Origin of the sequence: Arthrobacter sp. M4, from assembly GCF_020251205.1 — a bacterium.
In the GTDB taxonomy this organism is placed as follows: Bacteria; Actinomycetota; Actinomycetes; order Actinomycetales; family Micrococcaceae; genus Arthrobacter.
This window is the reverse complement of the sequence record NZ_JAIWYX010000006.1, coordinates 41,878-66,724: the sequence shown is the minus strand read 5'-3', so window position 1 is coordinate 66,724 and position 24,847 is coordinate 41,878. Positions and strand designations below refer to the sequence as shown.

The following is a 24,847-nucleotide window of genomic DNA, read 5'->3' as shown; positions in this document are numbered from 1 at the left end:
ACTTCAAACGCCACGGGAGCCCTGCCGAAATCGGCAGGGCTCCCGTTATGGAACAACCAGAAATGGCTAGTCGTCGCCCCTGAGTATGGCCAGGAGGCGAATGATCTCGACGTACAGCCACACCAGGGTCACGGTCAGGCCAAAAGCTGCCGTCCACGAGAACCGCTGGGGTGCGCCTGCACGGACGCCTTCCTCGATGCTGGTGAAGTCCATGATCAGCGAGAACGCAGCCAGGCCCACGGCCAGGAGGCCAACAAACACACCGAGCGGGATCCCGAAGATCTCAACGCTGGTGCGCAGGCCAAAGGGCGAGTTCACCGCGCCGGTCCACATCAGGACCATATTGATTACGGCGAACACGAGGTAACCGATGGTGGCGATCAGGAAGAAGCGGATGAGCTTGGGTGTCGCACGGACCTTTCCGCTCTTGAACAGTGCCAGAGTCACGCCGAACACAGCGAGCGTGCCGAGGACCGCCTGAAGGCCGACGCCGGGGAACATGGCGTCCAGGATCCGGGTGAGGCCCCCCAGGAAGAGGCCTTCCAAAGCGGCGTAGGCCAGGATCAGTGCCGGCGACGGCTGCTTCTTGAACGAGTTGACCAGGCCGAGCACAAAGCCGCCGAGGGCACCAAGAACCATCAGGCCCGTGGCCAGTGCAGGGGCGACAAACAGTGTGATGCCCGCACCCACCAGGACCGCGGCGAGGCAGGCGACAGTCTTGACGATGACGTCGTCATACGTCATGCGTCCCGTCTCGGCCGGCCCGGCCGAGGGCTGGCTGTACATGTGCTCCAGCTGCTCAGGCGTCATGCCAGGCTGGGGCTGCCAGGGCTGCTGGCCGTACGCCTGTCCGGGGGCACCAGGTGCCTGGGAGTAAGTGGTTTGCCCGTAAGGGTTCTGTCCGTAGGGGTTCTGTCCGTAGGGGTTCTGCGCGTAAGGGTTCTGGCCGTACGGGCCTTGTCCGTAGGGCGCGGGCGGTACAGGCGGTGCCTGCGTTGCTCCACGGAAATTCTTTCCGTTGAAGATCGGGTTTCCGCCAAGGGCCATTGCTACTGTCCTCCTAGACAAAGTGCAAGTGATAATTCACGTTACCAAGTCCCACGCCCGGTAGTCCGGGAAAGTTCCACCCAGTCGCTCAACCATCTCCAGTTGTTATCTGATCGCGATCTGCGGGCAGGCGCCCGCAGCACTTTTTGCCGCCGTCGAGCGATAGCATAAGCAAATCACGGGTGACGGATGTCACAGCCGATGCAGGATGGGGCTTGTATCCAAGCCCGTGAACGTTCGCACCGGCAGCAACGGCGCCGCCGGAACCACCCCCACTGTGGAGGTTTCCAATTGCAGAGCACACCTCGGGGCCCGTCCAAGAGAGGGTCCACAGGAATCCGGAAGGTTACGGGGGCTATATTCGCCGTCCTCCTGGCCGTCTTGATGATCGCCGCTCCCGCGGCCCAGGCGACTACCCCCTCGCCATCTCCTTCTCCCTCACCCACTACCTTCCAAAACAACATCAGCGGCTTCCTTCGGGACGATGCCCGAACCCCCATTCCAGGTGTTCGGATCAAAGCCACCGGTAACGGCTTCGAAGGAACCGCAACCTCCTCGGCAAATGGTCAGTGGAGCATAGGTGTCCCCGTCCAAGGGACCTACAAGGTGGAGCTGGATACTTCCACGCTCCCGCAAGGCATCAAACTTGCAGAAGGCCAGGAAAACCCCCGCAATGTCACCTTCAGCCAGACGTCCAACCTGTCAGTGATTTTTGCCTTCGGTAAAGGCATCGTGGTCCAGCAGCAGGACCTCGGCCAGAGCATCCTCAACCGTTTGGTGGCCGGCATCAGTTTTGGCCTCCTCCTTGCGCTTGCTTCAGTGGGCTTGTCACTGATCTTTGGCACCACCGGACTGACAAACTTCGCCCACGGCGAAATGGTCACCCTCGGGGCCCTGGCCCTCTTCGCCTTCAACGCCTGGGGTGTTCCCTTCTGGCTTGCCGTCATCCTCGCCCTCACCGGTGGTGCGGCTTTCGGGTACGTCCAAGACCTGGCGTTGTGGCGCCCGCTGCGGCGACGCGGCATGGCGCTGGTGCCCATGATGATCGTTTCGATCGGCCTCGCCCTCGCGGTCCGCTACGCCTACCAGTTCTTCTTTGGTGGCGCTACGCAACAGCTGCCGGGGGCCCAGGTCACGGACGTTCAAATTGGTCCGATCTCGGTGTCCCCCAACACACTGTGGTCTTTGCTGATTTCCGCCGTGGTCATCGCAGCCGTTGGCATCGTCCTGCTGAGGACCAGGCTCGGCAAAGCGACCCGTGCAGTGGCCGACAACCCTGCCCTCGCCGCGGCGTCCGGCATCGACGTTGACCGCGTCATCCGCATCGTGTGGGTGGTGGGCGGCCTGCTTGCTGCCCTCGGCGGCGTTCTTTGGGCTTACTACCGGCCGGGCGTGACCTGGGATATGGGTTCGCAAATCCTGCTGGCTATCTTTGCCGGCGTCACCTTGGGCGGACTGGGCACCGTATTCGGCGCGCTCATCGGTTCCCTGGTTGTGGGCATCTTCATTGAATTGACCAGCCTTGTCCTTCCGCCCGACCTTAAGTACGTCGGCGCACTCGTGGTAATGATCGTCGTCCTGCTCTTCCGGCCCCAAGGCATCCTTGGCCGGCGTGAGCGCGTGGGTTAGGAGCAACAATGGACATCGGAAATATCCTTCTTCTCGCCCTCGGCGAGTTCCTGACCCCCACCACCGCGGCCTACGGCCTGGCTGCCTTGGGCCTCGCGGTGCACTTCGGATACTCGGGGCTCTTGAACTTCGGCCAGGCCGGCTTTATGGCCATTGGTGCCTATGGCTTTGCCATCTCCACCCTGCAGTTCAAAGTCCCGTTCATTGTCGGCCTGCTCATCGCAGTGGTCGCCGCCTCCCTGTTCGCGCTGCTTTTGGGCGTCCCAACGCTCCGCTTGCGTGCCGACTACCTTGCCATCGTCACCATCGCCGCGGCCGAGATCGTGCGGTACATCGTGACAACCAACACCCTGTTCAGGATCACCGGCTCCGCTGACGGCCTCTCCTCATTCCAGAGGGAGTTCGACACCTTCAACCCCTTCCCGGCGGGCACCTACATCTTCGGCTGGAGCAACCGCGATTTCTATGTTCGGGTAATCAGCTGGGCCGTTGTCATCCTTTCCGCCGTGATCGTGTGGCTCCTGATGCGCAGCCCCTGGGGACGGGTGCTCAAAGGCATCCGCGAAGACGAGAACGCAGTCCGCTCCCTCGGCAAGAACGTTTATTCGTACAAGATGCAGGCGCTGGTCATCGGTGGCATCCTCGGTGCATTGGCGGGCCTGCTGTTCACCATTCCCCGAGGCTCTGTTCAGCCGGCCAACTACGCCACGGACCTGACGTTCTTCCTGTGGACGGTCCTGCTCCTTGGTGGCATGTCCACGGTCCTGGGCCCGATCGTCGGCGCAATGATTTTCTGGGCCGTGCTGTCCCTTACCCAAAACCTGCTGTCTGGCCTCATCGAGTCCGGGGCGGTCACCTTCATCTCCACCGTCCAGGCAGGGCAGCTGAGGTTCATCTTGGTCGGTGTCGCCCTCATGCTGCTGATGGTCTATAGGCCACAGGGCGTCTTCGGCAATAAGAAGGAGTTGGCATTCGCATGAGCCACGTCAGCCACACGGAAGTCGCGCCCGAAGAGGGCGTCAACTACATGACGGATGAGCGGCCTATCGCCGAAGGCGAGATTGGCCCGGGGTGCAAGAAGCGCGATCCCATCGTTATTGCCCGGGACGTCACGAGGAGCTTCGGCGGCATCAACGCCGTCGACGTCGAGTACCTGGAGATCCCACGGCACAAGATCACAGCCCTCATCGGCCCCAACGGAGCAGGCAAGACAACCCTCTTCAATCTCCTGACGGGCTTTGATATCCCCCAGTCGGGAACCTGGGAGTTCGACGGCCGGAACCTGGCCGGCGTTTCCTCGTACAAAGTCGCACGGATGGGCATGGTGCGCACATTCCAGCTGACCAAAGTCATGGGCAAGCTGACCGTAATGGAAAACATGCGGCTGGGAGCTTCGCGCCAACAAGGCGAGCTCCTCCGGAACGCGTTGTTCAAGGCAATCTGGGGAGGCAGGGAAAAGGAAATCACCGAGCAGGCGGACGCCCTGCTAGTAAAGTTCAAGCTCGACGCCAAAAAGGACGATTACGCTGCTTCGCTGTCCGGCGGCCAACGCAAGCTGCTGGAAATGGCCCGCGCCTTGATGGTTCAGCCCAAGCTCGTGATGCTGGACGAGCCGATGGCAGGCGTCAACCCGGCCCTGACCCAGTCATTGTTGGACCACATCAAGAACCTCAAGGCCGAAGGCATGACCGTGTTGTTCGTTGAGCACGACATGCACGTGGTCAGGCACATTGCCGACTGGGTAGTGGTCATGGCTGAAGGCAAGATCGTCTCCGAAGGCCCTCCCGGTGTTGTGATGAAGGATCCGGCTGTCATCGACGCCTACCTCGGCGCACACCATGACGTCGACCTCGGCGCTGCGGAAGGCATCCGGGAACTCGAGGCTGTCCTGGAGGCGGACGAGGAATCGATTGTCGGAACTGAGGATGCGGGCATTATCGCCCCGGAAGTCGTTGTGTCCGGTCTTGAAGAGGAGGATCGCAAATGAGCGCCACAAGCGCGGCAGCTGACGCAGCCACAGCGGAGTCTGACGGCGCCGTGGTCACGGTGACCGACCTCGTGGCGGGGTACCTCCCCGGTGTCAACATCCTCAACGGGTGCAGCATCGAGGCGCGGCCGGGTGAGCTGATCGGCATCATCGGTCCCAACGGTGCAGGTAAATCGACGCTCCTGAAGGCCATGTTCGGCCTGGTGAAGGTCCATTCCGGATCTGTTGTGATCCGCGGGAAGGACCTGACGGGTCTCAAGGCGAACAAACTGGTGTCCCAGGGTGTAGGCTTCGTGCCGCAGACAAACAACGTGTTTGCGGCCCTGACCATCGAGGAAAACCTGCAGATGGGCATGTACCAGCGTCCCAAGGCATACACCGAACGGTTTGATTTCGTGACCAGCCTCTTCCCCGAGCTCGGCAGGCGCAGGCTGCAACGGGCGGGATCACTATCAGGTGGCGAACGCCAAATGGTAGCAATGGGACGGGCCCTCATGATGGATCCCGCGGTGCTCCTCCTGGACGAGCCCTCCGCTGGGCTCTCGCCCGTGAAGCAGGATGAAACCTTCCTCAGGGTGCACGAGATCAACCGCGCCGGCGTGTCCGTGATCATGGTGGAGCAAAACGCCCGCCGCTGCCTGCAGATCTGCGACCGAGGCTACGTCCTGGACCAGGGGAAGGACGCCTACACGGGCACCGGGCGCGAGCTCATGAAGGACCCTAAGGTCATCCAGCTGTACCTCGGCACCCTCGCCGACGCAGACTAGCGCCGGCTGGCGTTCCCCATCGAGGGCCAGACGCAGAACGCCCCGTCCGTTTCGCTACGGACGGGGCGTTCTGTCTTTGTTCAGTGGTATTCAGTCAAGCGGTTTAGAGCTTGCCGAACTCTTCCTTGATCGGCTTGTACGAGTTGTCGTCCTGGTACTGGTAGATACCGATGTACGCTTCCGTGGGGTCGCCTGCATCGGAGAACGTTACCGGACCGGATTGGCCGTCGTAGTCGATGTCCTTACCGTTCCGCAGCAGGGTCACACAAGCAGCGAAGGTGTTGCATTTCTCGCCACCCTGGGAGACGTCCTTGAGCTTCGCGGCAATGTCCGTGCCCTTGGTGCTCTTGGCTGCTTCGGCCGCCAGCGCGATGAGGTTCACGGCGTCGTAGGATTCGCCCGCGTAGCTGAAGTCCTTCAGCGCCGGGTCGATTCCGAGCAATGCCTTCTTGAAGTCCTCGTTGGCGAACGTTCCGGGGATGGTGCCCTGTGCGCCCTTCAACGTGCCCGGCTGGAAGTTCTTGCTGTAGTCGGACGTGTTGCCGTCAACCAGGAACATCTGGCTGCCCTTGATGCCCTTAGCCGCCAGCAGCGGGATGATGGACTTTGCCTCATCGAAGGTGATCAGCGCGACCGCGTCGGGCTTGGCCGCCACGATCTTGTCCACCTGTGCCTGGAACTGGGTGTCGCCGGTGTTGAAGAGCTCTTCGGCAACAACCTTGCCGCCGGCCGACTCAAAAGCGGCCTTGACGTTCTTCTGCAGACCGGTTCCGTAAGCATCGTTCAAAACGATCATGCCGACGGTCTGGGCGCCACATGTGGCCATGTAGTTGCCAAGGACCTTACCCTGCAGGACGTCGGACGGAGCGGTGCGCCAGTAGAGTCCCTTGTCATCCCACGTGGTGAAGTCCGGGGAGGTGTTGGCGGGAGAGAACTGGATGACGCCGGAACCAGTGATCTGGTTGATAACGGTCTTCGAGACCGCGGACGACGCCGCACCGATGATCGCCTGGGCGCCTCCACCGAGGAGAGCCGTGACAGACTGTGTAGCCGTGTCCGTCTTGGTGTCGCCCGAGTCGCGGTGGGTGATCTCAATCGGCTTGCCAAGGACGCCGCCAGCGGCGTTGACTTCCTTGACACCAAGGTTCACACCCGCGATTTCAGGTGGACCAAGGAAGGCGAGGCTACCGGTAGTCGGCAGGAGCGAGCCGAGTTTGAGGGGCGTCGGCGTTGTGGTGGTCGAGGCAGGAATTTGTCCCGTGGGTGCAGGTGCCTGGCTTGTCTTACCGCCACCTGCGCCCGCTGCGGGGCAGTTGATGCCGGCTGCAGCAGAAGTGGTTCCAGTCGAGCTTGGGGCGGACGGGCCACCACAGGCTGTGGCTAGAAGAGCGACGCCGAGGCTAAGCACGGTCAGCTTGGCAGCCCGGGGTGCCGCTTGGGAAAGATCAAACATTGATTAATCTCCTCGATCGAAAGGTGCGAACTGCCTTTGATGCGATAGATCAGGTTTTCCCTGAATAAGAATCAAGCTAGTCCACTTTCGACGGGATAGCGGAGTGAATCAGGTCACAGCCTTGTAACTCTCGTTACGTCAAGGGTTTCCCCTGCTGCGTCGTCCGCGATGCTCCGGTAGGGTTCCCTCGCACACGCAACGAAAGCCGTAGCTTCATTTTGTGCCCCAGGTGGGACTCGAACCCACAACACGCGGATTTTAAGTCCGCTGCCTCTGCCAATTGGGCTACTGGGGCGCCCGGACCATGGTAACCCACGCCGCCGTCGTGGGTGTCCGTTGCCGCCGTCGTTAGATCGCCGCGAACGGGGCCGCGTAGCGGAAGGTGCCGCGATGATCTGCGGGCCAGCCGCTCAGCGGCAGCACCTGGAAGTGGTCACCCCATGCGGACTCAGGGGCCTTGACCCCAAGGCTCGACGCCGGGCGGTAACCGAAGCGTGAATAGTAAACCGGGCTGCCAAGCAGGGCGATGCCGGACTCCCCAGCCGCCTCTGCACGACGCGTGACCTCGTTCATGAGGGCAGTGCCAATGCCTTGCCGCTGGAGATGGGGCTGGACGCTGATGGGGCCAAGGCCCAGCATCGGCAGCTCATCGGACCATCCCCTTGTGGCAATAACATGCCCCACGATTTCTCCGCCCATTTCGGCCACGATGCTGAACACCGGCAGGTAGTCATCGGAGTCGAAGAGCTGGCGCAGCAAGTGAACTTCTTCCGGCGTACCGTCAACCGGCAGGCCGGTAACAGGCGACACCGCGAAGGCCTCCGAGGTGAGGGAAAGGATCTCGGAGCGGTCCGCGGGACCCTCCGTCCGCAGGACCAGGCCCCGCCCAAGGAGCGCCAAGACCTCAAGGGCCCGGTCGGCGTCGGACGCGGGAACCAGCAAGTGGTCATGGTGGAATCCCGCCAACACGTTGCAGCTGATGCCGGCGTGCGTCAGGGCGCTGCTCACGGCGGCGGTGAGGCCCACAGCCTCAAGCGCCGAGTGCACCTGCAGAGTGATCCACGCGGCCACAAAGTCATATGAGAGGCCCAGCCGTTCCGCCTCGGAACGCGTGACCACCACGGTGAGGCCCTCTGCCTCGCGGACAGCCGCCTCAATGTCCCCTTCGAGGGCTCGGCCATGGGGCCACAAGGCGTAGACGAAGTCTCCGTCCCGGAGCACCGGACGCATGGAGGTCAGGAGGGTTTTAAGATCCGTAACGGCGGCCATGAGGATCAGTCTAGGTACTCTCCGGAAATAACGACGGCGGCCGCCCCCTATTTGCTGAAACCAGCAGTTTGGGGACGGCCGCCGTTGTTTGACAACCAGATTTGGATTATTGGGGTCTTATTTAGCGTCAGCCGTTACGGGCGTTTTAGCGTCGGCAGGCTTCTCCGCGGACTTATCTGCCGGAGCCGATGCGGCTGCCGGCTTGGGTGCAGGGGTGGCCGCGGAAACAAAGGCCCCGCGCGGGTTGTCGAGGTCCAGCAACTGGGTGGTGTCGCGGCCCATGATCATGCCGAGCAGCCAGTTGAAGATCACGCGGATCTTGCGCTCAACCGTGGGCATGGCCAGGCCGTGGTAGCCACGGTGGGCCAGCCAAGCGAGACCGCCCTTGAGGCCGATGCGGCCCAGGAGGTTGATGTTCGCAACACCCTTCCACTCGCCGAAGCCGGCAACAGCACCAAGGTTCTTGTGCTTGTAGTCGCTCAGCGGCTTGTCCCAGCGGGAAGCCCACAGGTTCTTGGCGAGCTTCTTCGCCTGGCGGAGCGCGTGCTGTGCGTTCGGAACACAGGTTCCATCAGGCAGGCCCTTGCCCGTGAGGTCCGGAACAGCGGCGATGTCGCCGGCTGCCCAGGCGTTGTCGATGATGCCCTCGTCGCCGGCGATGCGAAGGTCCGGCAGGACGCGCACGCGGCCGCGGGGTTCCAGCGGGAAGTCAGTGGAACGGACCATCGGGTTGGCCTGCACACCTGCGGTCCACACCAGGGTGTCCGCTTCGAATTCCTGGGCCGGGGACTTGTCCGGCAGGTTGATGAGCTTGAGCGCACCCTCGGCGTTGTCCAGCGAAGTGTTGAGGAGGACCTCGATGCCGCGGCCGCGCAGGTGCTCGACAACCCACTCAGCCTGCTCAGCGGTGACCTCGGGCATGATCCGGCCCATGGCCTCGACCAGGACGAAGCGGACTTCCTCCTGGCGGACGCGCGGGTTGTTCTTGACCGCGGCGCGGGCAAGGTCTTCCATCTCGGTGATGCACTCGATACCGGCGAAGCCACCCCCGACGACCACAAAGGTCAGGGCGCGGGCGCGCGCTGCCGGGTCCGTCATGGTGGAGGCAACCTCGATGCGGTCGAGGACCTTGTTGCGAAGCGCAACTGCTTCCTCGATGGTCTTCAGGCCAATGCCGTTGTCCGCCAGGCCCTTGATCGGGAAGGTGCGGGTAATGGCACCTGCGGCGAGGACGACGTCGAAATAGGGCACCTCGAAGGGGGCGGAGCCGTCGGCCGGTGCAACAACCGCTTTGCGGTTGGCGTGGTCGATGCTGGTCACGCGACCCTGAATGAGCTCGGTCTGCTTCAGGTGCTGGCGGTGGCTCACCACAGCGTGGCGGGCTTCGATGTTGCCGCCGGCCACTTCGGGGAGGAAGGGCTGGTAAGTCATGTACGGCAGCGGATCTACGACTGTGACGACGCCACCAGCGTTCGCGATCTTCTTCTGCAGTTTGAGTGCCACGTAAAGGCCGACGTAGCCGCCGCCGACGACCAGCACGCGTGGACGGTCAATAAGCTGAGGGGTGGTTGCCATGAAATCAGGATACAGCACTTTGTGAAAATCTTCACTAGCGGTGTTCGGGGGCTTTGCCGGGCTTGTCCCCCACCACCTCCACCGCATCGGTTTCGGCGTCATCCTTTGGCAGCGCCGGGCTCTTGTAGGCCTTTCTCAGCTGGATGGCGGCTCCAGCAATAATCGCCGCAAAGAGGGCACCGAAGCCCAGCACAACAAAGGCAGGCACGGCACTGTCCAGCTGTGTTGGGGCCTTGGCCACTGGCACTGTCGGCTCGGGCAGCGTGGGCGGTGCGCTCGTGGGAATCTGTTCCTGCTCGGCAGCCGGCGGTTTCAGTTCCCCTCCCCTGCGGTGCACACGGATCCAATCCGAAATGGATCCCAGCGGATTGGCTGCCGCCTCTGCCACGTCGGCCTTGAGCGCGGCCTCGGCGTTGAGCACACCAAAGCCGTAGATCGGGTCCTTCCCGGGAGCGCCTGCATCCTTGGCAGTGCTCACAATCCGGTTGATGACCTGCTTGGCGCTCATCGTCGGCCATTTGGACCGGATGAGGGCTGCGACTCCGGAAACAATGGGCGCGGACCCTGAGGTACCGGCCCAGTCGGCATAACCACCTCCGGGGAGGCCACCGGCCAGGTTTTCCGCGGGCGCTGCCACACCGATGGTGATTCCCTGGGACGAGGCATCGATGCTTGCCTTGCCGTCCCGGTCCAGCCCTGCCACAGTCAGCACGCCCGGAATCGTGGCGGGAGCCCCCACCTGCACGTTTCCGGCCAGGCGGTTTCCTGCCGCAGCAACGATGACCACGTCCTTTTGCTCCGCGTAGAGGAACGCGGCATCCCAGCTTTGCGGCCATGTGGGCGAAGTGCTGCCAAGGGAGATGTTGATGACCTTGGCACCGTTGTCCACGGCCCAGCGGACAGCGGCCGGGATCTGGTCCTGGTCGCTCCTGCCCGCAGGATTGTTGGAGCCGAGCCATGTGGAGACGGTCAGCAACTGCGCTTCCGGGGCGACGCCGACGATGCCGTCGGGACCCACCGTGTTGGGAGCGGGCGTGGCTCCGGGCGACGGCGATGGGCTGGCGGGCTGGTGCCCCCTTCCGGCCAACATGGTCGCCACCAATGTTCCGTGCTCAGGTTTGGCGCCTATTGACTTCTGGCCGTCCGGCTCGCCAGCGCCGGAGGAGTCCGTTCCGCCGACGATCGCTCCCTTGAGGTCCGGGTGCTTGCCGTCCACGCCGCTATCGATGATGGCCACCTTGACGCCGGCGCCTTTCGAGACGGACCACGCCGCGTTGATGCCTGACTCCTTCAGCCAATATTGCTTGTCACGCCACGAATCCGCGCGCGCTTCCGGGGCCGTTGCCAGTCCGCCAACCGCTGCCGCCAAAGCCAGAGCCGCAGCCAGGCACAGCGAAGCTGCGCGCAGCCCTGCCAGTGCGCGCAGACCTGCCAGTTGACGGGAGGCGGCGCGACGGCGTCCATCGCGTCGGCGTCGGGAAAGTCGGATGCTCATTCGTGCCCCAATCAGCTCTACGTCAGGCGACCCGCCAGCGGGCGTGCGGCAGCGCCTCAGGCGTGCAGCCACCCTGGATGCGGTGGTTGGCGGATCTGATGGTCAGCGGATACTCAGTGCTATGCCGTCAAGGATGTCGTGCTCACTGGCCGTGGCAGCTGCAATGCCCCCGCCGGTGACCTCGTGAAGGCGTTCCAGGATTCGCCGCCACACCAGTGCTCCTGCGCCGATCACGTCCACCCGGCCGGGGTGCATGTAGGGCAGCCTGGCCCGTTCTTCGCGGGTCATTTCCAACAGGCTGGTGCACGCGTCGCGGATAGTGCCAAGGTCCAGCTTTGCGCCGTGGATGGCTGAGGGCTGGTACTCGGTTAGACCGAGGGCGTGCGCGGTGATGGTTGTGATGGACCCGGCAACGCCAACGACGGCGGTGGTGCGGTTGAGCGGCACCGTCTCCGCTGCAAGGTCGATGGCGGCGTCGACGTCGGCCTCAGCGGCCGCGATCTGTTCCGCAGTGGGCGGGTCAGCTGCCAAATGGCGTTCAGTAAGGCGCACGCAGCCAATGTCGACAGACCTGGCGGCAATGACGCCGTCGGCATCTCCCAACACGAATTCCGTGCTGCCGCCGCCCAGGTCAACCACCAAAACCGGGTTTTTGCCCGGCGAGGGAAGGACGCTGCTGGCGCCGGCAAAGGATAGGGCCGCTTCCTCGTCGCCCGTGATCACCTCTGGTTCGACGCCGAGGAGCTCGCGGATGCCATCTACAAAGACCTGCCGGTTACGCGCGTCACGCGTTGCTGAGGTGGCCGCGAAGCGGACCCGCTCGGCGCCGTGCTCACGGATGAGGTCCGCGTAGTCCCGAGTGGCGTCGAAGGTCCTCTGCAGGGCTTCTGCTGCAAGCTCTCCAGTGGCGTCAACGCCTTGGCCAAGGCGCACCACACGCATCTCCCGGACGACGTCGGCCAGCGGGCCACCTTTCGGGGCGTTTACGCCTTGTTCGGCGGCGCCGTTGGCGTCCGCAATCAGGAGGCGGATGGAATTGGTTCCGCAGTCGATGGCAGCTACGCGGCTCATTGGTCCTCCCCCAGGTTGCTTGCTGATGCTTCGTCGGCTGCTGAACGGCGAACCGGTGCCGGCCTTCCGACGAGTTCCGGGAGCCCCTGGGGTCCGTGCCGGCTTAGGTCCTTGGACGGTGCCTCTCCCGTTGTGTCCCAGGCGCCGTCACAGTAGCAACGGTCCTTGGTCCACCACTCCTTGATGGCCTCCAGCGCTTCGTCGCCGAGCGGATTTACCCCGGGACCGGCTGCGAGGGATTGTCCAACCAGGACGTGCAGGCACTTGACGCGGGTGGGCATACCGCCGGCGGAGACGCCGTCGATCTCTGGAACGTCTCCGGTTCCGGCCCGCTGCCCGATTTCTTTGCGGGCGGCCAGGTAGGCATCATGCGCGCCACGATATGCCGCGGCAAGTGATTCATCGTCGGCCAGGCGGTCATTCATGTCGTTCATGAGGCCCGCGGCCTCCAGCCTGGAAACGGCGGAGGTAATGACCGGGTGGGTCAGGTAGAAGGTCGTGGGGAAGGGCGTACCGGTGCTCAGCCTCGGAGCGGTAGCCGCCACCAGGGGGTTGCCGCATACACACCGCGCCGGGATTTCGACGACGTCACGCACCGGGCGGCCCAACTGGCGGCTGAGGACCTCAAGGTCGTGGGCTGATGGCCGTCGTGTCTGCTGCGGCGTGCCTGCAGTGTTGTCTGCCACTGGCGCTGCCACCCCTTCCTGCCCTGGATAGCTGCGCCGGGACGGGCGCAACGGCGGCGGGCACCGCGATTTTGTCAGTCGGTTGCCGAGCGTCGAATCGACTCCCACAGGGCGTCCACCCACGGCAGGTTTGCCGGGCTTCCGGAGGCTCCTGTGCCGGTGCTGGATTCCGTTGTGCCGGACGGAATTCCTCCGCCAAACACCCAGTAGCCCGTTTCACCCGGCATAACCATGTTAATGCGGTCGCGAGCCTGCTGTTTCACGTAGCTGGGGTCCTGCCAGCGCGACACCTGCTTTTTGAGGTTCTCCTGCTCGGCCTTTTTGGCTGCGATCTCGTTCTCAAGCGCGGATATTTCCGACCGCTTTTCAAAGAAAATCTTCACCGTGGGGGCCAGCATGATGGTGATGGCGATCATGACGACGCCCAAAGCCAACAACCTTCCTGAAAAAGCCCTGGCCGGAACAGGCGCCTGGGCGTCCGGATCGGCTCCCGCGGATGCGCCAGAAGTGCGCCCGGCAGGCTTCCCCTTGCCGCCAGGCCCCGTGGTGGTCCCTGCCGCTGACTTTGCGCCCGACGACTGTCCTGCTGCGACGTGGTCCTTGGTGCGGTACGTGGTCCGGGACGAAGTTCGCCCAGCCGTGCCGGAAGAACCCACGCTGCGGGCGCCGCTGCTCTGGGATGAGCCGCTGCTGTGGGATGGGCCTTGGGCGGAGCCGCCAAAGTCGGCCCGGATAACATCGCCATCGGACCTTGATGCCTGCCCGGACGGCTTGGCACCTGTCGGGTTGGCTCTGGGTACCTTGGGTCGACGGGTGGCCATGACACTCCTGTAATGCCCGGTGTTTGCCTGGCGGGTTGCTGCTGGTACTCGGTGATCCGGCCTGCTAGCAGCACCCACCGGAAGGTTTCCAGGGTGCCGCGCTTAAACAGAACCGGTGGCTATGGTCTTTCCACCATAGCCACCGGTCAGCTGTTTACCCGGATACTAGCCCTTGAAACGCGGGAAGGCGCTGCGGCCGGCGTAACGTGCGGCGTCGTCGAGTTCCTCTTCGATGCGCAGCAGCTGGTTGTACTTGGCAACACGCTCGGAACGGGCCGGCGCGCCGGTCTTGATCTGGCCGGCGTTAGTGGCCACCGAGATGTCGGCGATGGTGGTGTCCTCGGTCTCGCCGGAGCGGTGCGAGGTGATGGTGGTGTAACCGTTGCGCTGGGCCAGCGAGACGGCGTCCAGGGTCTCGGTCAGGGAACCGATCTGGTTGACCTTCACAAGGAGGGAGTTGGCCGTGGCGGCGTCGATTCCCTGCTGCAGGCGCTCCGGGTTGGTAACGAACAGGTCGTCGCCCACCAGCTGGACCTTGTCACCGATTGCGTCGGTGAGGGTCTTCCAGCCTTCCCAGTCGTTCTCGTCCAGCGGGTCCTCGATGGAAACCAGCGGGTAGTCGGCCACGAGTTCGGCGTAGTAGGCGCTCATGTCCGCGGAGCTCAGGGACTTGCCCTCGAAGTTGTAGGAACCGTCCTTGTAGAACTCGGAGGATGCGACGTCCAGTGCCAGGGCGATGTCCTTGCCCGGGGTGTAGCCAGCCTTCTTGATGGCTTCCTGGATCAGGTCCAGAGCGGCACGGTTGGACGGCAGGTTCGGGGCGAAGCCACCCTCGTCACCCAGGCCGGTGGCCAGGCCCTTCTCGTTCAGGACGGCCTTGAGGTTGTGGTAGACCTCAACGCCCCAGCGGAGGCCCTCCGAGAAGGTCTCTGCGCCGATCGGGGCGATCATGAACTCCTGGATGTCGACGTCGGAGTCGGCGTGGGAGCCACCGTTGAGGATGTTCATCAGCGGAACAGGCAGGACATGGGCGTTCGGGCCGCCGAGGTACTTGTACAGCGGCAGGTCTGCCGAGGCGGCGGCTGCGTTGGCGACGGCCAGGGAGACGCCCAGGATGGCGTTGGCGCCCAGCTTGCCCTTGTTGGCGGTGCCGTCAAGGTCGATCATGGCCTGGTCGATGCTGCGCTGGTCCGTGGCGTCGAAGCCGATGAGTGCCGGGGCGATCTCGTCGATGACAGCGTCGACGGCCTTCTGGACACCCTTGCCGAGGTAACGGCCCTTGTCACCGTCGCGGAGCTCAACGGCCTCGTGCTCACCGGTGGATGCACCGGACGGAACTGCGGCGCGGCCGATCTGGCCGTCAGACAGCAGAACCTCGACTTCAACGGTCGGGTTGCCGCGGGAGTCAAGGATCTCGCGGGCGTGGATGGCATCGATAAGCGCCATGGGTTTGCTCCTTATGGTGAAGCGGTTACTGGGAATCTAGAGGGAAAATCTGGACGTCCTCGTCGCTATTAGCCTAGTCGAGAGTGGTACACGTTACGGAACGGCTTCGGGAGCCTCACGTCATGAAGTTCCCCCGGCGCGTCGCTGGTACTCCCGCACAGCGCCGCGGAGCGCGCGTTCGGCGTCGAGGCCGCGGCTCCGGGCCTGAGCGACGACGGCGAACAGCAAAGCGCCGAGCTCGGCTTCCGTGGCGGCGTCCACAGCAGCAGGGACGACGCCGGCCCGCTGGGTTTCGGGCAGCTCCAAACCGGCGCGTGCGGCGCGGTCCAGCGTCTTTTGTGCCCGGGCCAGCGCAGGCAGGTTGTCGGGGATGCCGTCAAGGGCACTCCGTCCCCCGGCACGCTCAGTGTTCTTGATGGAGTCCCACGTCCGTTCGATTTCTTCAATCGTGGCGGGGAAGGAGTCCTGCAGGGTGCCGTCCGGCCGGAAGACATGGGGGTTGCGGCGGATCATCTTGCGCGTAATGGCTTCAGCCACGTCGGCGAAGTCGAAGCGGCCGTGTTCCTCCGCAAGCCGGGCATGCAGCACTACCTGGAGCAGCACATCGCCCAATTCGCCGCGGAGTTCTTCCTCGCTGCCTGCCTCAATGGACTCGACCACTTCGTAGGCTTCTTCGATCAGGTACTCCACCAGCGATTCGTGGGTGAGTGCTCCCATCCAGGGACAGTGTTGCCGCAGCGCGGCGATCACTCCGAGCAGTTGGGTGATCGCCGCGGCGGGTGAGCCTGCAGAGCGGTCGGCAGCGTGCTGCTCAGGCAAGATTCGCGTAGGCGTCGTTGATGTACTCCACTAGCGCTTCCCTCTCATCGAGCGGGAGGAATGAAGCCTCGGCAGCGTTAAGCGTGAGCTCCAGCAGGTCGTCCAGATCGTAGTCGAAGGTCTCAACCAGCAATTCGAACTCGTCAGTGAGGGTCACGCCGCTCATCAGCCGGTTGTCCGTGTTGATGGTTACGTTGAAGCCAAGCTGGTAGAGCATGTCCACGGGGTGGTGCTCGATGCCCTCGCCAAAGCCTGCAATCGCACCGGTCTGGAGGTTTGACGAGGGGCAGATCTCCAATGCGATGTGCCGGTCGCGGACCCAGGCCGCAAGCTCGCCCAAGGTCACCATCCCGACTGCCGCGTCGTCGTCGTACTCGGAGCTTTCGGCGTTATCGCCTTCCTCAAAGTCCACGGTGATGTCTTCCGCGATGCGGACGCCATGGCCGAGCCGCAGGGCGCGGCCGTCCACCAGGGCTGACTGGATGCTGTCCAGTCCGGCGGCCTCGCCGGCGTGGACCGTTGCCGGGAAGTTCTGCTCAGCGAGGTACGTGAAGGCGTCCTTGAAGCGCGACGGCGGGAAACCGTCCTCGGCGCCTGCGATGTCGAAGCCCACAGCGCCCTTGTGCCGGTGGCGGACGGCCAGCTCCGCGATTTCCTGGCTCCGGTCCGCGTGCCGCATCGCCGTGATGAGCTGGCCCACCTGGATCTGACGGCCGCTTTCCTCGACGGCCTCCGTGCCTGCTTCGAGGCCGGCCTGGACGGCTTCGACTGCTTCGTCCAGGGTGAGGCCGGCTCGGAGGTGCTGCTCCGGGGCCCAGCGAACTTCTCCGTATACCACGCCGTCGTCCGCCAGGTCCTCAACGAACTCCTTGGCGACGCGGAACAGACCATCCTTGGTCTGCATCACGGCAATGGTGTGGTCAAACGTCTCCAAGTACCGGACCAGGGATCCGGAGTCGGCTGACTCACGGAACCACTCGCCCAGGGCCACGGGGTCCGTGGAAGGCAAGGTGTGGCCAACGGCGGCCGCCAGCTCGATGATTGTGGCGGGCCGAAGACCTCCGTCCAAGTGGTCGTGCAGGGAGACCTTGGGAAGGCTCTTCAGGTCGAAGTCGATGGCAGGGGCGGCGTCAACAATGGGCTCAGTCACGATCCAACTTTAGGGGGCGCCGAGCAGCGATAGCCAGCGGAGCGGGACGCGGCCTAGTGGCCGCGGACAGCGCTCCGATCGACGACGCCATTTTCAACGCTGGCATCCTGGTTGGCGGCGATGTGTTGCTTGTGGTCGCCTGGCAGTTCCACTTCATCCAGGGATTCGACATCGTGCCGACCCAGGCGCTTGTGCCACCAGCGCAGGACGTGGTCGATGACGATGCCGAGGATCACAGCGAAAACTACCGCGATTCCAGCGCTAAGGAGCGGGTTGTGGTGCAGCCACGGGAAGGAACTGGCCAGGAGGCCGATGCCCAAGGAGTAACCAACCCAGGTGACACAGGCGAAGGCGTCAAGCGTGAAGAATTTCCGGTGGGGGAAGCCGGTGGTGCCGGCCACATAGTTCACTGCAACGCGGCCCCAAGGGATGTAGCGGGCGGTAAAAATCAGCACGGCGCCGCGCTTTTCGAGTTCGTAGCGCGCCCAAGTGAAGACTTTGCGTACCTTGGGCCTGCGCATCCACTTCCAGCGCTCCAAGCCGATCTTCCGGCCCAGCAGGTAGGCCATGTTGTCGCCTGCCATGGCGCCAATCAGGGCTGTGAGACCGAGGATCCACAGATTGGGTTCGCCGCTGTGGCGTGAGAATGCCGCGAGCGCCACTATCAGGGTCTCGCTGGGCACCACCATCGCGAAGCCGTCTACGAAAAAGAAGACCAGAAGCAGCGGGTATATCCACCATTGGCCCGCTGCATGGAGCACTGCCTCATTAATAAACTCCACGCGGGTGGCGCTCCTTGACGGTTTGGGCGACTGCTGACATAAACAATTTTTGACTTGACACGGTGAAACGTGACGTAAGTCGCTCTCCAGTGTCCCATGGCCTGAGCCATGTTCGCTACGCCGTGGCTCACACGGAGCTCAGTGGGCGGTTCAGGGAAGCGGTGTGTCAGGCGTGGCGTCCTTTTCCTCCGCAGGGAGTGGACCGCGGACCTTGTTGATGATGCGGTCCACAATGATGCCCAGGATCACCGCGCAGACGATGGCGATCACTGCCCCAAGCAGGTGGTTGTGCTCGAACCACTGTCCAAAAAACAGCCCAATTGCCACGGAGTACCCGGCCCACAACAATCCGGACATCGACGTGAGGACAATGAACTCGACATGGTGGAAATGCGTGGCGCCGGCCGTGAGGTTGACCGCCACGCGACCGACGGGGATGAACCTTGCCACCATGATCAGTGACGCAGCCCGACGTCGAAGTTCCCGGCCCGCCCAGCGGAAGGCAACCTGCATGCGCATGGTCCGCATCCAGCGCCACCGGTGGATTCCGATCTTCTTGCCTATCAGGTAGGCGATGTTATCGCCGCTGAAGGCCCCGATGGCGGCAACCAGAATCAGCACCCAGGCGTTGGGCACGCCGGCCGTCGCGGAGACAGCCGCGAGGCCGACCACTACTGACTCGCTGGGTATCGGCGGAAAGAAACCGTCGATGAGGCAGCATGCCAGCACGAGCAGCAGTACCCAGGGCTGGCTGGCGGCTGCGAGGATGAAATCGTTGATTGCCTGCACGGTTTCCTCACGTGTGGCGGCGTGGCATGGTTCCCGGCATGCCTAGGCGATCCGGTCAATAATGAGCTGCTGCCCCGGCCTTGAGCCGTCCGGGGCGATCACCACCGAACCCTCCAAGGCCTCCCTGGCTCGTTGGAATTTCTCCGGCGTGTCGGTCAGGAGGGTCATGAGCGGCTCGCCCGCTCGGACTACGGCGCCAGGCTTGGCGTGGAGGCGCACACCGGCTCCCGCCTGTACCGCGTCTTCTTTCCGGGCCCGGCCTGCACCGAGGCGCCACGCGGCCACGCCAACGGACAGCGCATCCAGCTCTACCAGCACGCCGTCCGCCGGGGCGTAGACAGTTTCCGATTCCCGCGCCATAGGCAGGGGTGCCGTCGGGTCGCCGCCTTGGGCTCTGATCATTCGGTTCCACACGTCCATGGCCCGGCCGTCTTTTAGGGCAGAGGCAGGATCCGCGTTGTGGACGCCCGCGGCGGCCAGCATTTCTTCCGCGAGTCGAACGGTCAGCTCGACGACGTCTTCCGGACCACCGCCCGCCAACACTTCCAGGGATTCCTCCACCTCGATGGCGTTCCCGGCGGTTAGCCCTAGTGGCGTGTTCATGTTCGTCAACAGCGCGACCGTCTTGACTCCGGCGTCCGTCCCCAAGGCCACCATCGTCTCGGCAAGTTCGCGGGCCCCGGCCTCATCCTTCATAAACGCCCCGGATCCCACCTTGACGTCCAGAACCAAGGACCCGGTGCCTTCAGCAATCTTTTTGCTCATGATCGAGGAGGCAATCAGCGGAATCGCCTCCACGGTGCCCGTCACGTCCCGAAGGGCGTAAAGCTTCTTGTCAGCAGGGGCGAGGCCTGCTCCGGCGGCGCAAATGACGGCCCCAACATCCTGGAGCTGGGCCATCATGGCCTCATTGCTGAGCGAGGCCTGCCAACCCGGAATTGACTCGAGCTTGTCCAGGGTCCCACCGGTGTGGCCGAGTCCACGGCCGGAAAGCTGGGGAACTGCCACGCCAAAGACGGCAACCAGCGGGGCCAGCGGCAGGGTGATCTTGTCCCCTACCCCACCGGTGGAGTGCTTGTCGCTGGTTGGCTTGACGCCGCCGTCGGGAGTGCGCAGCGCAGAGAAGTCCATCCGCTCGCCCGAGGCGATCATCGCGGCGGTCCAGCGGGAGATTTCAGCACGGTCCATGCCATTAAGCAGGATTGCCATGTTCAAGGCGGACATCTGCTCATCGGCGATGACACCCCGGGTATAGGCGTCGATGGTCCAGTCGATCTGTTCAGGGGATAGGGTGCCCCTGTCCCGCTTGATGCGAATAATGTCGACGGCGTCAAACGGTTCCGCGGTTGTTGTGGACTGTGCCACCAGCTTCCTCCAGATTCTCGGGACCAAATGCGTCAGGCAGCACCTGGTCCATGGTCTTGATGCCCTGCGTGGTCATGAGCTCCATGCCTGGAGCACGGAATTCATACAAGAGCTGGCGGCAGCGACCGCACGGCATCAGGACACCGCCGTCGCCGTCCACGCAATAGAAGGCGCGGATCCTGCCGCCCCCGGTCAGGTGCAGTTGGCCCACCAGCGCGCACTCGGCACAAAGGGTGAGCCCGTAGCTGGCATTCTCCACGTTGCACCCGCTAATGATCCTGCCGTCCTCGGTGAGGGCCGCGGCCCCCACCGGAAACTTCGAGTACGGAGAATAGGCGCTTTTCATCGCCTGGACGGCGGCCTTTTCCAACGCGGTCCAGTCGACCTTGGGCTGTTTCGTCATGCTCAGCCCTTCACGTACGGGATGCCGCTGGCCGCAGGTGGCCGGGACCGCCCCACAAGGCCCGCGACGGCGAAAACAGTCACCAGATAGGGCAGCATGGCCATAAATTGGCTGGGCACCGGGGTGCCGATGATGCCCAGGATGGACTGCAGGTTATAGGCAAAGCCAAAAAGCAGCGATGCCAGGAACGCCCCGATCGGATTCCATCTGCCGAAGATCAGGGCCGCCAGGGCGATAAAGCCACGGCCGCCGGAGATTTCCTGCGTGAAGGAGTCGATGGTCACCAAGGTGAAGATGGCTCCGCCGATGCCTGCGATCGCGCCGCCGAGCGTCACGTTCCAGAATCGGGTCGCGTTGACATTCACGCCCAGCGTGTCGGCGGCCTGCGGGTGTTCGCCTACTGCCCGGACGCGAAGTCCCCACTTGGTCTTGAACAGCCCGAACCACACCACGGCCACGGCAATGTACATCAGGTAGCCGGCCACCGACTGCCGGAAGAGGATCGGCCCAATGATCGGCAGGTCCGCCAAGAGCGGGATCGGGATAATGTCCAGGCGGCCCGGCGTATTGAACAGGGCCTTGTTGGGCACCATGATGGTGCCGAACAGGAAGCCGGTCAGGCCGGAGACCAGCACGTTGAGCACCACGCCCACGATGATTTGGTTGACCAGGTACTTGATGCTGAACACCGCCAGCACCATGGAGACCGTCGCCCCAGCGGCAGCCGCGGCGATCAGCCCGATGTAGGCGTTGCGGGTCACCGTTGCCACCAGCGCGGCTGTGAATGCACCGCCCAGGAGCTGGCCCTCGATGGCGATGTTGACCACCCCCACTCGTTCGCACAACACGCCGGACAGCGAACCGAATACCAAGGGGACCGCCAGCGTCACCGATCCGGCGATGAGCCCTGCCAGGGAAATGGACGGCTGGCGCGCGCCAGCCACGATCCAGACCAGCAACGAGAAGACGAACACCACCGCGAAGACAATCGGCAGCCATCGCGGCGAACGGCGGCCCTGGGTCCAGAGGTAGACGGAATATGCGGCAGCCGCGAGTAACAAGACGCCCATGACGATCCCGCCAACCTGGCCGGGAATCGCGATCGACGGCAGGACAATGGCGTCGCCTGGATCGCTGACCTTCATCTCCGCTGTCTTTCCCGGGCCCAGCAGCCCAAAGAACACCAGCGCCACCAGCGCGAGGACGCTCAGCGAAACCGGAACCTTCAGCGGCGGGCGCTCACCCGCCGTCGTACGTGCGGCAGCCCCCGATGCCGGGGCGGTAGTTGCGGTACTCACTTGGCACCTCCGGTGGTGGTTGCGACGGCGGCACGCCGGGGAGCTTTGATTTTCTTCTTTTTACCGGGGTTTAGCCCGAAGATCGACCTGATCAACGGCGGCGCCGCGATGAACAGCACGATGAGGGACTGCACCACAAGGACGATGTCAATGGGAGTTCCGGTCTGGATTTGCATTTGGACTGCGCCGGCGCGGAATGCCCCGAAAAGCAGGCCCGCGAAGAACGTTCCCCACGGGGTGCTGCGACCCAACAGCGCAACGGTGATGGAATCAAAACCGATCTGCGCCGCGACCCCGCCGGTGAGCACCTTTTCGGTACCCGCTACCTGGGCCACTCCGCCGAAGCCCGCCAAAGCACCGGCGAGGGCCATGACCACAATCGTGGCTCGGGGAACGTTGACGCCTGCGGTCCGGGCAGCGGCGGGGTTGGCGCCCACGGCCCGGAATTCGAAGCCCACCGTGGACCTGTTCAGCAGCCACCACACGCCATAGCAGAGGGCGACAGCGACGAGGAATCCCAGGTGAAGCCTCGAGTCGGGGAAGATTCCGGGATAGGCCGCGGTCTCGTCCAGCCGCGGGGAAATAGGGCTGGCCTCCCCCGGGCGCCGGAACGCCGGAGTGTTGAGCAAATAGTCGAGCAGGAAGAGCGCCACGTAGTTGAGCATGATGGTCACGATCACTTCGTGTGCTCCCGTTCGGGCCTTCAGGATGCCCACGATGGCACCCCACGCCGCACCGCCCAGGACACCCATCACGAGGACAACCAGGATGTGCAACCCAAACGGCAAATGCCAGGTGAAGCCCGCGTACGCCGCAAGCGTGGCGCTGATGATGACCTGACCCTGGGCACCGATGTTGAAGAGCCCCGCGCGGAACGCCAGCGCGACGCCCAGGGCGGCGCAGATCAGCGGGGTAGCCACGGTCATGGTTTCCAGGAACGGCAGGAAGCCCTGGCGTGGGTTGAAAATGGACCCTTGGAACAGGGCGACGTAGCTGCGTGTCATCGCATTCCACAGCGCCGAAAGGAAGTCGCTTGGCCTTGCGAAGAAGTAGCTTCCCGTCTTGGCCACGTTGCTGTCAGTGCTTGCTATCAGGATGCCGCCCAGCACAAGGGCCACCAACACGGCAAGGACCGAGACCAAGGCATTTCCGTGCACGATCTGTTGCCACACGGTGGCTTCACGGTGGCCGGTGTCGCCGCTCTGCGAAGACACGGGAACCGCCGAAGGGGCGTGGGCGCCGCCAGCGGTATCGAGGGCGACGTCCGCGGCCTGGACGTCCTCCGCGGATTCCTGTGTCACTGGTCCTTCTGCCGCAGCGGGCGCTGGATCATCAGCTTCTGCGTGCGGGATCTTGTCCTCAGTGCTCATGGGAAACTCCTTCCGCACCGACGCCGGCCATCATGAGGCCCAGCGTGTCCCTCGGCGTCCCCGAAGGAACAATTCCAACCAGCTTGCCCTTGTAGAGGACTGCGATCCTGTCCGCAAGCTCGATCACCTCATCCAGTTCAGTGGAGACGATCAACACAGGTGTTCCCACGTCCCGTTCGGCGACGATGCGTTTGTGCAGGAACTCGATCGATCCAACGTCAACGCCGCGTGTCGGCTGGCTCGCGATGAACAGCCGCAGCGGGCGGGACAGCTCCCGCGCCATAACCACCTTCTGCTGGTTGCCGCCGGACAGTGTTCCGGCGGCGGCACCCGCCGACGGAGTCCTGATGTCGAACTCCTCGATTTTCGCTTTCGCGTTTTGCTCCACTTTCGCCGGGCTCATGCTCATCCGCTTGGCGAAAGGGGCCTTGTCATAGAGGTCCAGCACCAGGTTTTCGGCCACCGAGAACGGACCCACCAGCCCATCGACCGTCCGGTCCTCCGGCACGAACCCCACCCCCGAGCGCAGCACCTCCTTGACGGGAAGGCCCAGGAGCTCCTTGCCGTCCAGTGTCACGGACCCTGTGACGTGCTCCTGGATGCCCAGGATGGCTTCGGTCATTTCGGTCTGGCCGTTGCCTTGCACACCCGCGACGGCGAGGATCTCGCCTTGGGCGATGTCGAAACTGATCCCGTCCACCACATAGGTCCCGTTCGGTGCGCGGACCGTGAGGTCCTTGACCACAAAGGTGGTTTCCTTGCGATTTGCAGGGCCCTTGTCCAGTGTGAGGCTCACGGCGCGGCCCACCATCATGGAAGCCAGCTCCGCTGTTGGGGCCGACGGCGGAGCGTCACCTACCACTTTCCCTCGCCGGATAACCGTGATGACGTCCGCGACGGCTTTGACCTCGCGTAGCTTGTGCGAGATGAAGACAATCGACGTGCCGCTGGTCTTGAGCTGGCGCATGATGTCCAGCAGTTCGTCGGTCTCCTGTGGCGTAAGGACGGCCGTAGGTTCGTCAAGGATGAGGACTTTGGCCTCGCGAACAAGTGCCTTGATGATTTCCACGCGCTGCTGGACACCGACAGGGAGGTCTTCCACCAAGGCGTCCGGGTCGACGTCGAATCCGTACTTGTCCGAGATCTCGCGGATCTTTTTCCGGGTCTGGTCAATGCTGAGGATGCCGCCAAACGTGGTTGGTTCGGCGCCGAGGGCCACATTCTCCGCGACAGTAAAAACCGGAACCAGCATAAAGTGCTGGTGAACCATACCAATTCCTGCGGCCATTGCGTCGCCAGGGCCGCGGAAATTCATGACCTCGCCGTCCACCACAATCTGGCCGGCGGTCGGCTCATACAATCCGTAGAGCACATTCATGAGGGTGGATTTGCCGGCGCCATTTTCACCGAGTAGGCAATGGATCTGGCCGGGCTCAACCACAAGGTCAATGTCCTGGTTGGCGTAAAAGGTCCCGAACGCCTTCGAGATCCCCTTCAATTCGAGTTTCACAACTCCCACCGTTCTGTTGGTCCGAAGGGACGGCTGCGCAGCCAGACACCATTTGGTGATGCCAGCCTAATGAGGGCAAAAACGAGCCGCCAGTACCGCTGGACCGGTACTGGCG

23 protein-coding genes and 1 tRNA gene are annotated in these 24,847 nt (G+C 63.6%); 5 read left to right on the top strand and 19 right to left on the bottom strand.

What is annotated here, in order from left to right:
• Positions 1-66 precede the first annotated feature (66 nt).
• Positions 67-1,047, bottom strand: a complete 981-nt coding sequence (locus LD110_RS12040; protein ID WP_225499061.1) for a Bax inhibitor-1/YccA family protein — start codon at positions 1,045-1,047, stop codon at positions 67-69.
• A 291-nt stretch (positions 1,048-1,338) separates the two neighbouring features.
• Between LD110_RS12040 and LD110_RS12035 the strand changes: the two genes are divergently transcribed.
• Genes LD110_RS12035 through LD110_RS12020 form a run of 4 tightly spaced genes read left to right on the top strand, consistent with a single transcriptional unit; the run spans position 1,339 to position 5,430 of the window.
• Positions 1,339-2,676 carry a branched-chain amino acid ABC transporter permease gene (locus tag LD110_RS12035; RefSeq protein WP_225499060.1) on the top strand — a complete coding sequence of 446 codons (1,338 nt, stop codon included), beginning with the start codon at positions 1,339-1,341 and terminating at the stop codon, positions 2,674-2,676.
• 8 nt (positions 2,677-2,684) lie between these two features.
• Entirely contained in the window at positions 2,685-3,656 is a 972-nt protein-coding gene (locus tag LD110_RS12030; protein ID WP_225499059.1) for a branched-chain amino acid ABC transporter permease, read from the top strand.
• Positions 3,653-4,663: an ABC transporter ATP-binding protein gene (locus tag LD110_RS12025; RefSeq protein WP_225499058.1), complete on the top strand. Its 1,011-nt coding sequence runs from the start codon at positions 3,653-3,655 to the stop codon at positions 4,661-4,663. The genes LD110_RS12030 and LD110_RS12025 overlap by 4 nt, the downstream gene beginning before the upstream one ends.
• A complete protein-coding gene (locus LD110_RS12020; protein WP_225499057.1) occupies positions 4,660-5,430 on the top strand; it encodes an ABC transporter ATP-binding protein in 771 nt (256 codons plus the stop codon). Before LD110_RS12025 ends, LD110_RS12020 begins: the two co-directional genes overlap by 4 nt.
• 103 nt (positions 5,431-5,533) lie before the next feature.
• Here the strand turns inward: LD110_RS12020 and LD110_RS12015 are convergent, their stop codons facing one another.
• The 8 genes from LD110_RS12015 to LD110_RS23900 all read right to left on the bottom strand — a co-directional run bounded on the left by LD110_RS12015 (position 5,534) and on the right by LD110_RS23900 (position 13,395).
• Positions 5,534-6,883 (bottom strand): ABC transporter substrate-binding protein, encoded by a 1,350-nt coding sequence (locus LD110_RS12015; protein WP_225499056.1) that lies wholly within the window; start codon positions 6,881-6,883, stop codon positions 5,534-5,536.
• A gap of 221 nt (positions 6,884-7,104) precedes the next feature.
• Positions 7,105-7,178, bottom strand: a tRNA-Leu gene (locus tag LD110_RS12010).
• 53 nt (positions 7,179-7,231) lie between these two features.
• Positions 7,232-8,152, bottom strand: a complete 921-nt coding sequence (locus tag LD110_RS12005; protein ID WP_225499055.1) for an N-acetyltransferase — start codon at positions 8,150-8,152, stop codon at positions 7,232-7,234.
• Between the two features lie 117 nt (positions 8,153-8,269).
• A complete protein-coding gene (locus LD110_RS12000; RefSeq protein WP_225499054.1) occupies positions 8,270-9,727 on the bottom strand; it encodes an NAD(P)/FAD-dependent oxidoreductase in 1,458 nt (485 codons plus the stop codon).
• Between the two features lie 34 nt (positions 9,728-9,761).
• Positions 9,762-11,222 (bottom strand): S8 family serine peptidase, encoded by a 1,461-nt coding sequence (locus LD110_RS11995; protein WP_225499053.1) that lies wholly within the window; start codon positions 11,220-11,222, stop codon positions 9,762-9,764.
• Positions 11,223-11,324: 102 nt separating this feature from the next.
• Entirely contained in the window at positions 11,325-12,293 is a 969-nt protein-coding gene (locus LD110_RS11990; RefSeq protein WP_225499052.1) for a Ppx/GppA phosphatase family protein, read from the bottom strand.
• The gene (locus tag LD110_RS11985) at positions 12,290-12,979 is read right to left on the bottom strand and encodes a DUF501 domain-containing protein (RefSeq protein ID WP_225499051.1); all 690 of its coding nucleotides are present in this window, start codon (positions 12,977-12,979) and stop codon (positions 12,290-12,292) included. The genes LD110_RS11990 and LD110_RS11985 overlap by 4 nt, the downstream gene beginning before the upstream one ends.
• A 74-nt stretch (positions 12,980-13,053) precedes the next feature.
• Positions 13,054-13,395 (bottom strand): septum formation initiator family protein, encoded by a 342-nt coding sequence (locus LD110_RS23900; protein WP_308012432.1) that lies wholly within the window; start codon positions 13,393-13,395, stop codon positions 13,054-13,056.
• Here LD110_RS23900 and LD110_RS23895 point away from each other — a divergent pair.
• A complete protein-coding gene (locus LD110_RS23895; RefSeq protein WP_308012431.1) occupies positions 13,394-13,813 on the top strand; it encodes a hypothetical protein in 420 nt (139 codons plus the stop codon). The genes LD110_RS23900 and LD110_RS23895 overlap by 2 nt on opposite strands.
• Before the next feature lie 152 nt (positions 13,814-13,965).
• On the opposite strand, the gene eno is transcribed toward LD110_RS23895, so the two are convergent.
• The 10 genes from eno to LD110_RS11930 all read right to left on the bottom strand — a co-directional run bounded on the left by eno (position 13,966) and on the right by LD110_RS11930 (position 24,732).
• On the bottom strand, positions 13,966-15,246 hold the full coding sequence (gene eno / locus LD110_RS11975) for a phosphopyruvate hydratase (protein ID WP_225499049.1): 1,281 nt from the start codon (positions 15,244-15,246) through the stop codon (positions 13,966-13,968).
• 120 nt (positions 15,247-15,366) lie between these two features.
• The gene (locus LD110_RS11970; RefSeq protein ID WP_225499048.1) at positions 15,367-16,065 is read right to left on the bottom strand and encodes a MazG family protein; all 699 of its coding nucleotides are present in this window, start codon (positions 16,063-16,065) and stop codon (positions 15,367-15,369) included.
• Positions 16,058-17,215 carry an adenosine deaminase gene (locus LD110_RS11965; RefSeq protein WP_225499047.1) on the bottom strand — a complete coding sequence of 386 codons (1,158 nt, stop codon included), beginning with the start codon at positions 17,213-17,215 and terminating at the stop codon, positions 16,058-16,060. The genes LD110_RS11970 and LD110_RS11965 overlap by 8 nt, the downstream gene beginning before the upstream one ends.
• A gap of 53 nt (positions 17,216-17,268) precedes the next feature.
• Complete coding sequence (locus LD110_RS11960) at positions 17,269-17,997, bottom strand: DedA family protein (RefSeq protein WP_225499046.1); 729 nt, start codon at positions 17,995-17,997, stop codon at positions 17,269-17,271.
• A 150-nt stretch (positions 17,998-18,147) separates the two neighbouring features.
• On the bottom strand, positions 18,148-18,786 hold the full coding sequence (locus LD110_RS11955) for a DedA family protein (RefSeq protein ID WP_225499045.1): 639 nt from the start codon (positions 18,784-18,786) through the stop codon (positions 18,148-18,150).
• A gap of 42 nt (positions 18,787-18,828) precedes the next feature.
• On the bottom strand, positions 18,829-20,151 hold the full coding sequence (locus LD110_RS11950) for a thymidine phosphorylase (protein WP_225499044.1): 1,323 nt from the start codon (positions 20,149-20,151) through the stop codon (positions 18,829-18,831).
• Positions 20,117-20,554 carry a cytidine deaminase gene (locus LD110_RS11945; protein WP_225499043.1) on the bottom strand — a complete coding sequence of 146 codons (438 nt, stop codon included), beginning with the start codon at positions 20,552-20,554 and terminating at the stop codon, positions 20,117-20,119. The genes LD110_RS11950 and LD110_RS11945 overlap by 35 nt, the downstream gene beginning before the upstream one ends.
• A 2-nt stretch (positions 20,555-20,556) precedes the next feature.
• A complete protein-coding gene (locus LD110_RS11940; RefSeq protein ID WP_225499042.1) occupies positions 20,557-21,852 on the bottom strand; it encodes an ABC transporter permease in 1,296 nt (431 codons plus the stop codon).
• Positions 21,849-23,222 (bottom strand): ABC transporter permease, encoded by a 1,374-nt coding sequence (locus LD110_RS11935; protein ID WP_225499041.1) that lies wholly within the window; start codon positions 23,220-23,222, stop codon positions 21,849-21,851. Before LD110_RS11935 ends, LD110_RS11940 begins: the two co-directional genes overlap by 4 nt.
• Entirely contained in the window at positions 23,212-24,732 is a 1,521-nt protein-coding gene (locus LD110_RS11930) for an ABC transporter ATP-binding protein (protein WP_225499040.1), read from the bottom strand. The genes LD110_RS11935 and LD110_RS11930 overlap by 11 nt, the downstream gene beginning before the upstream one ends.
• Between the last annotated feature and the right edge of the window lie 115 nt (positions 24,733-24,847).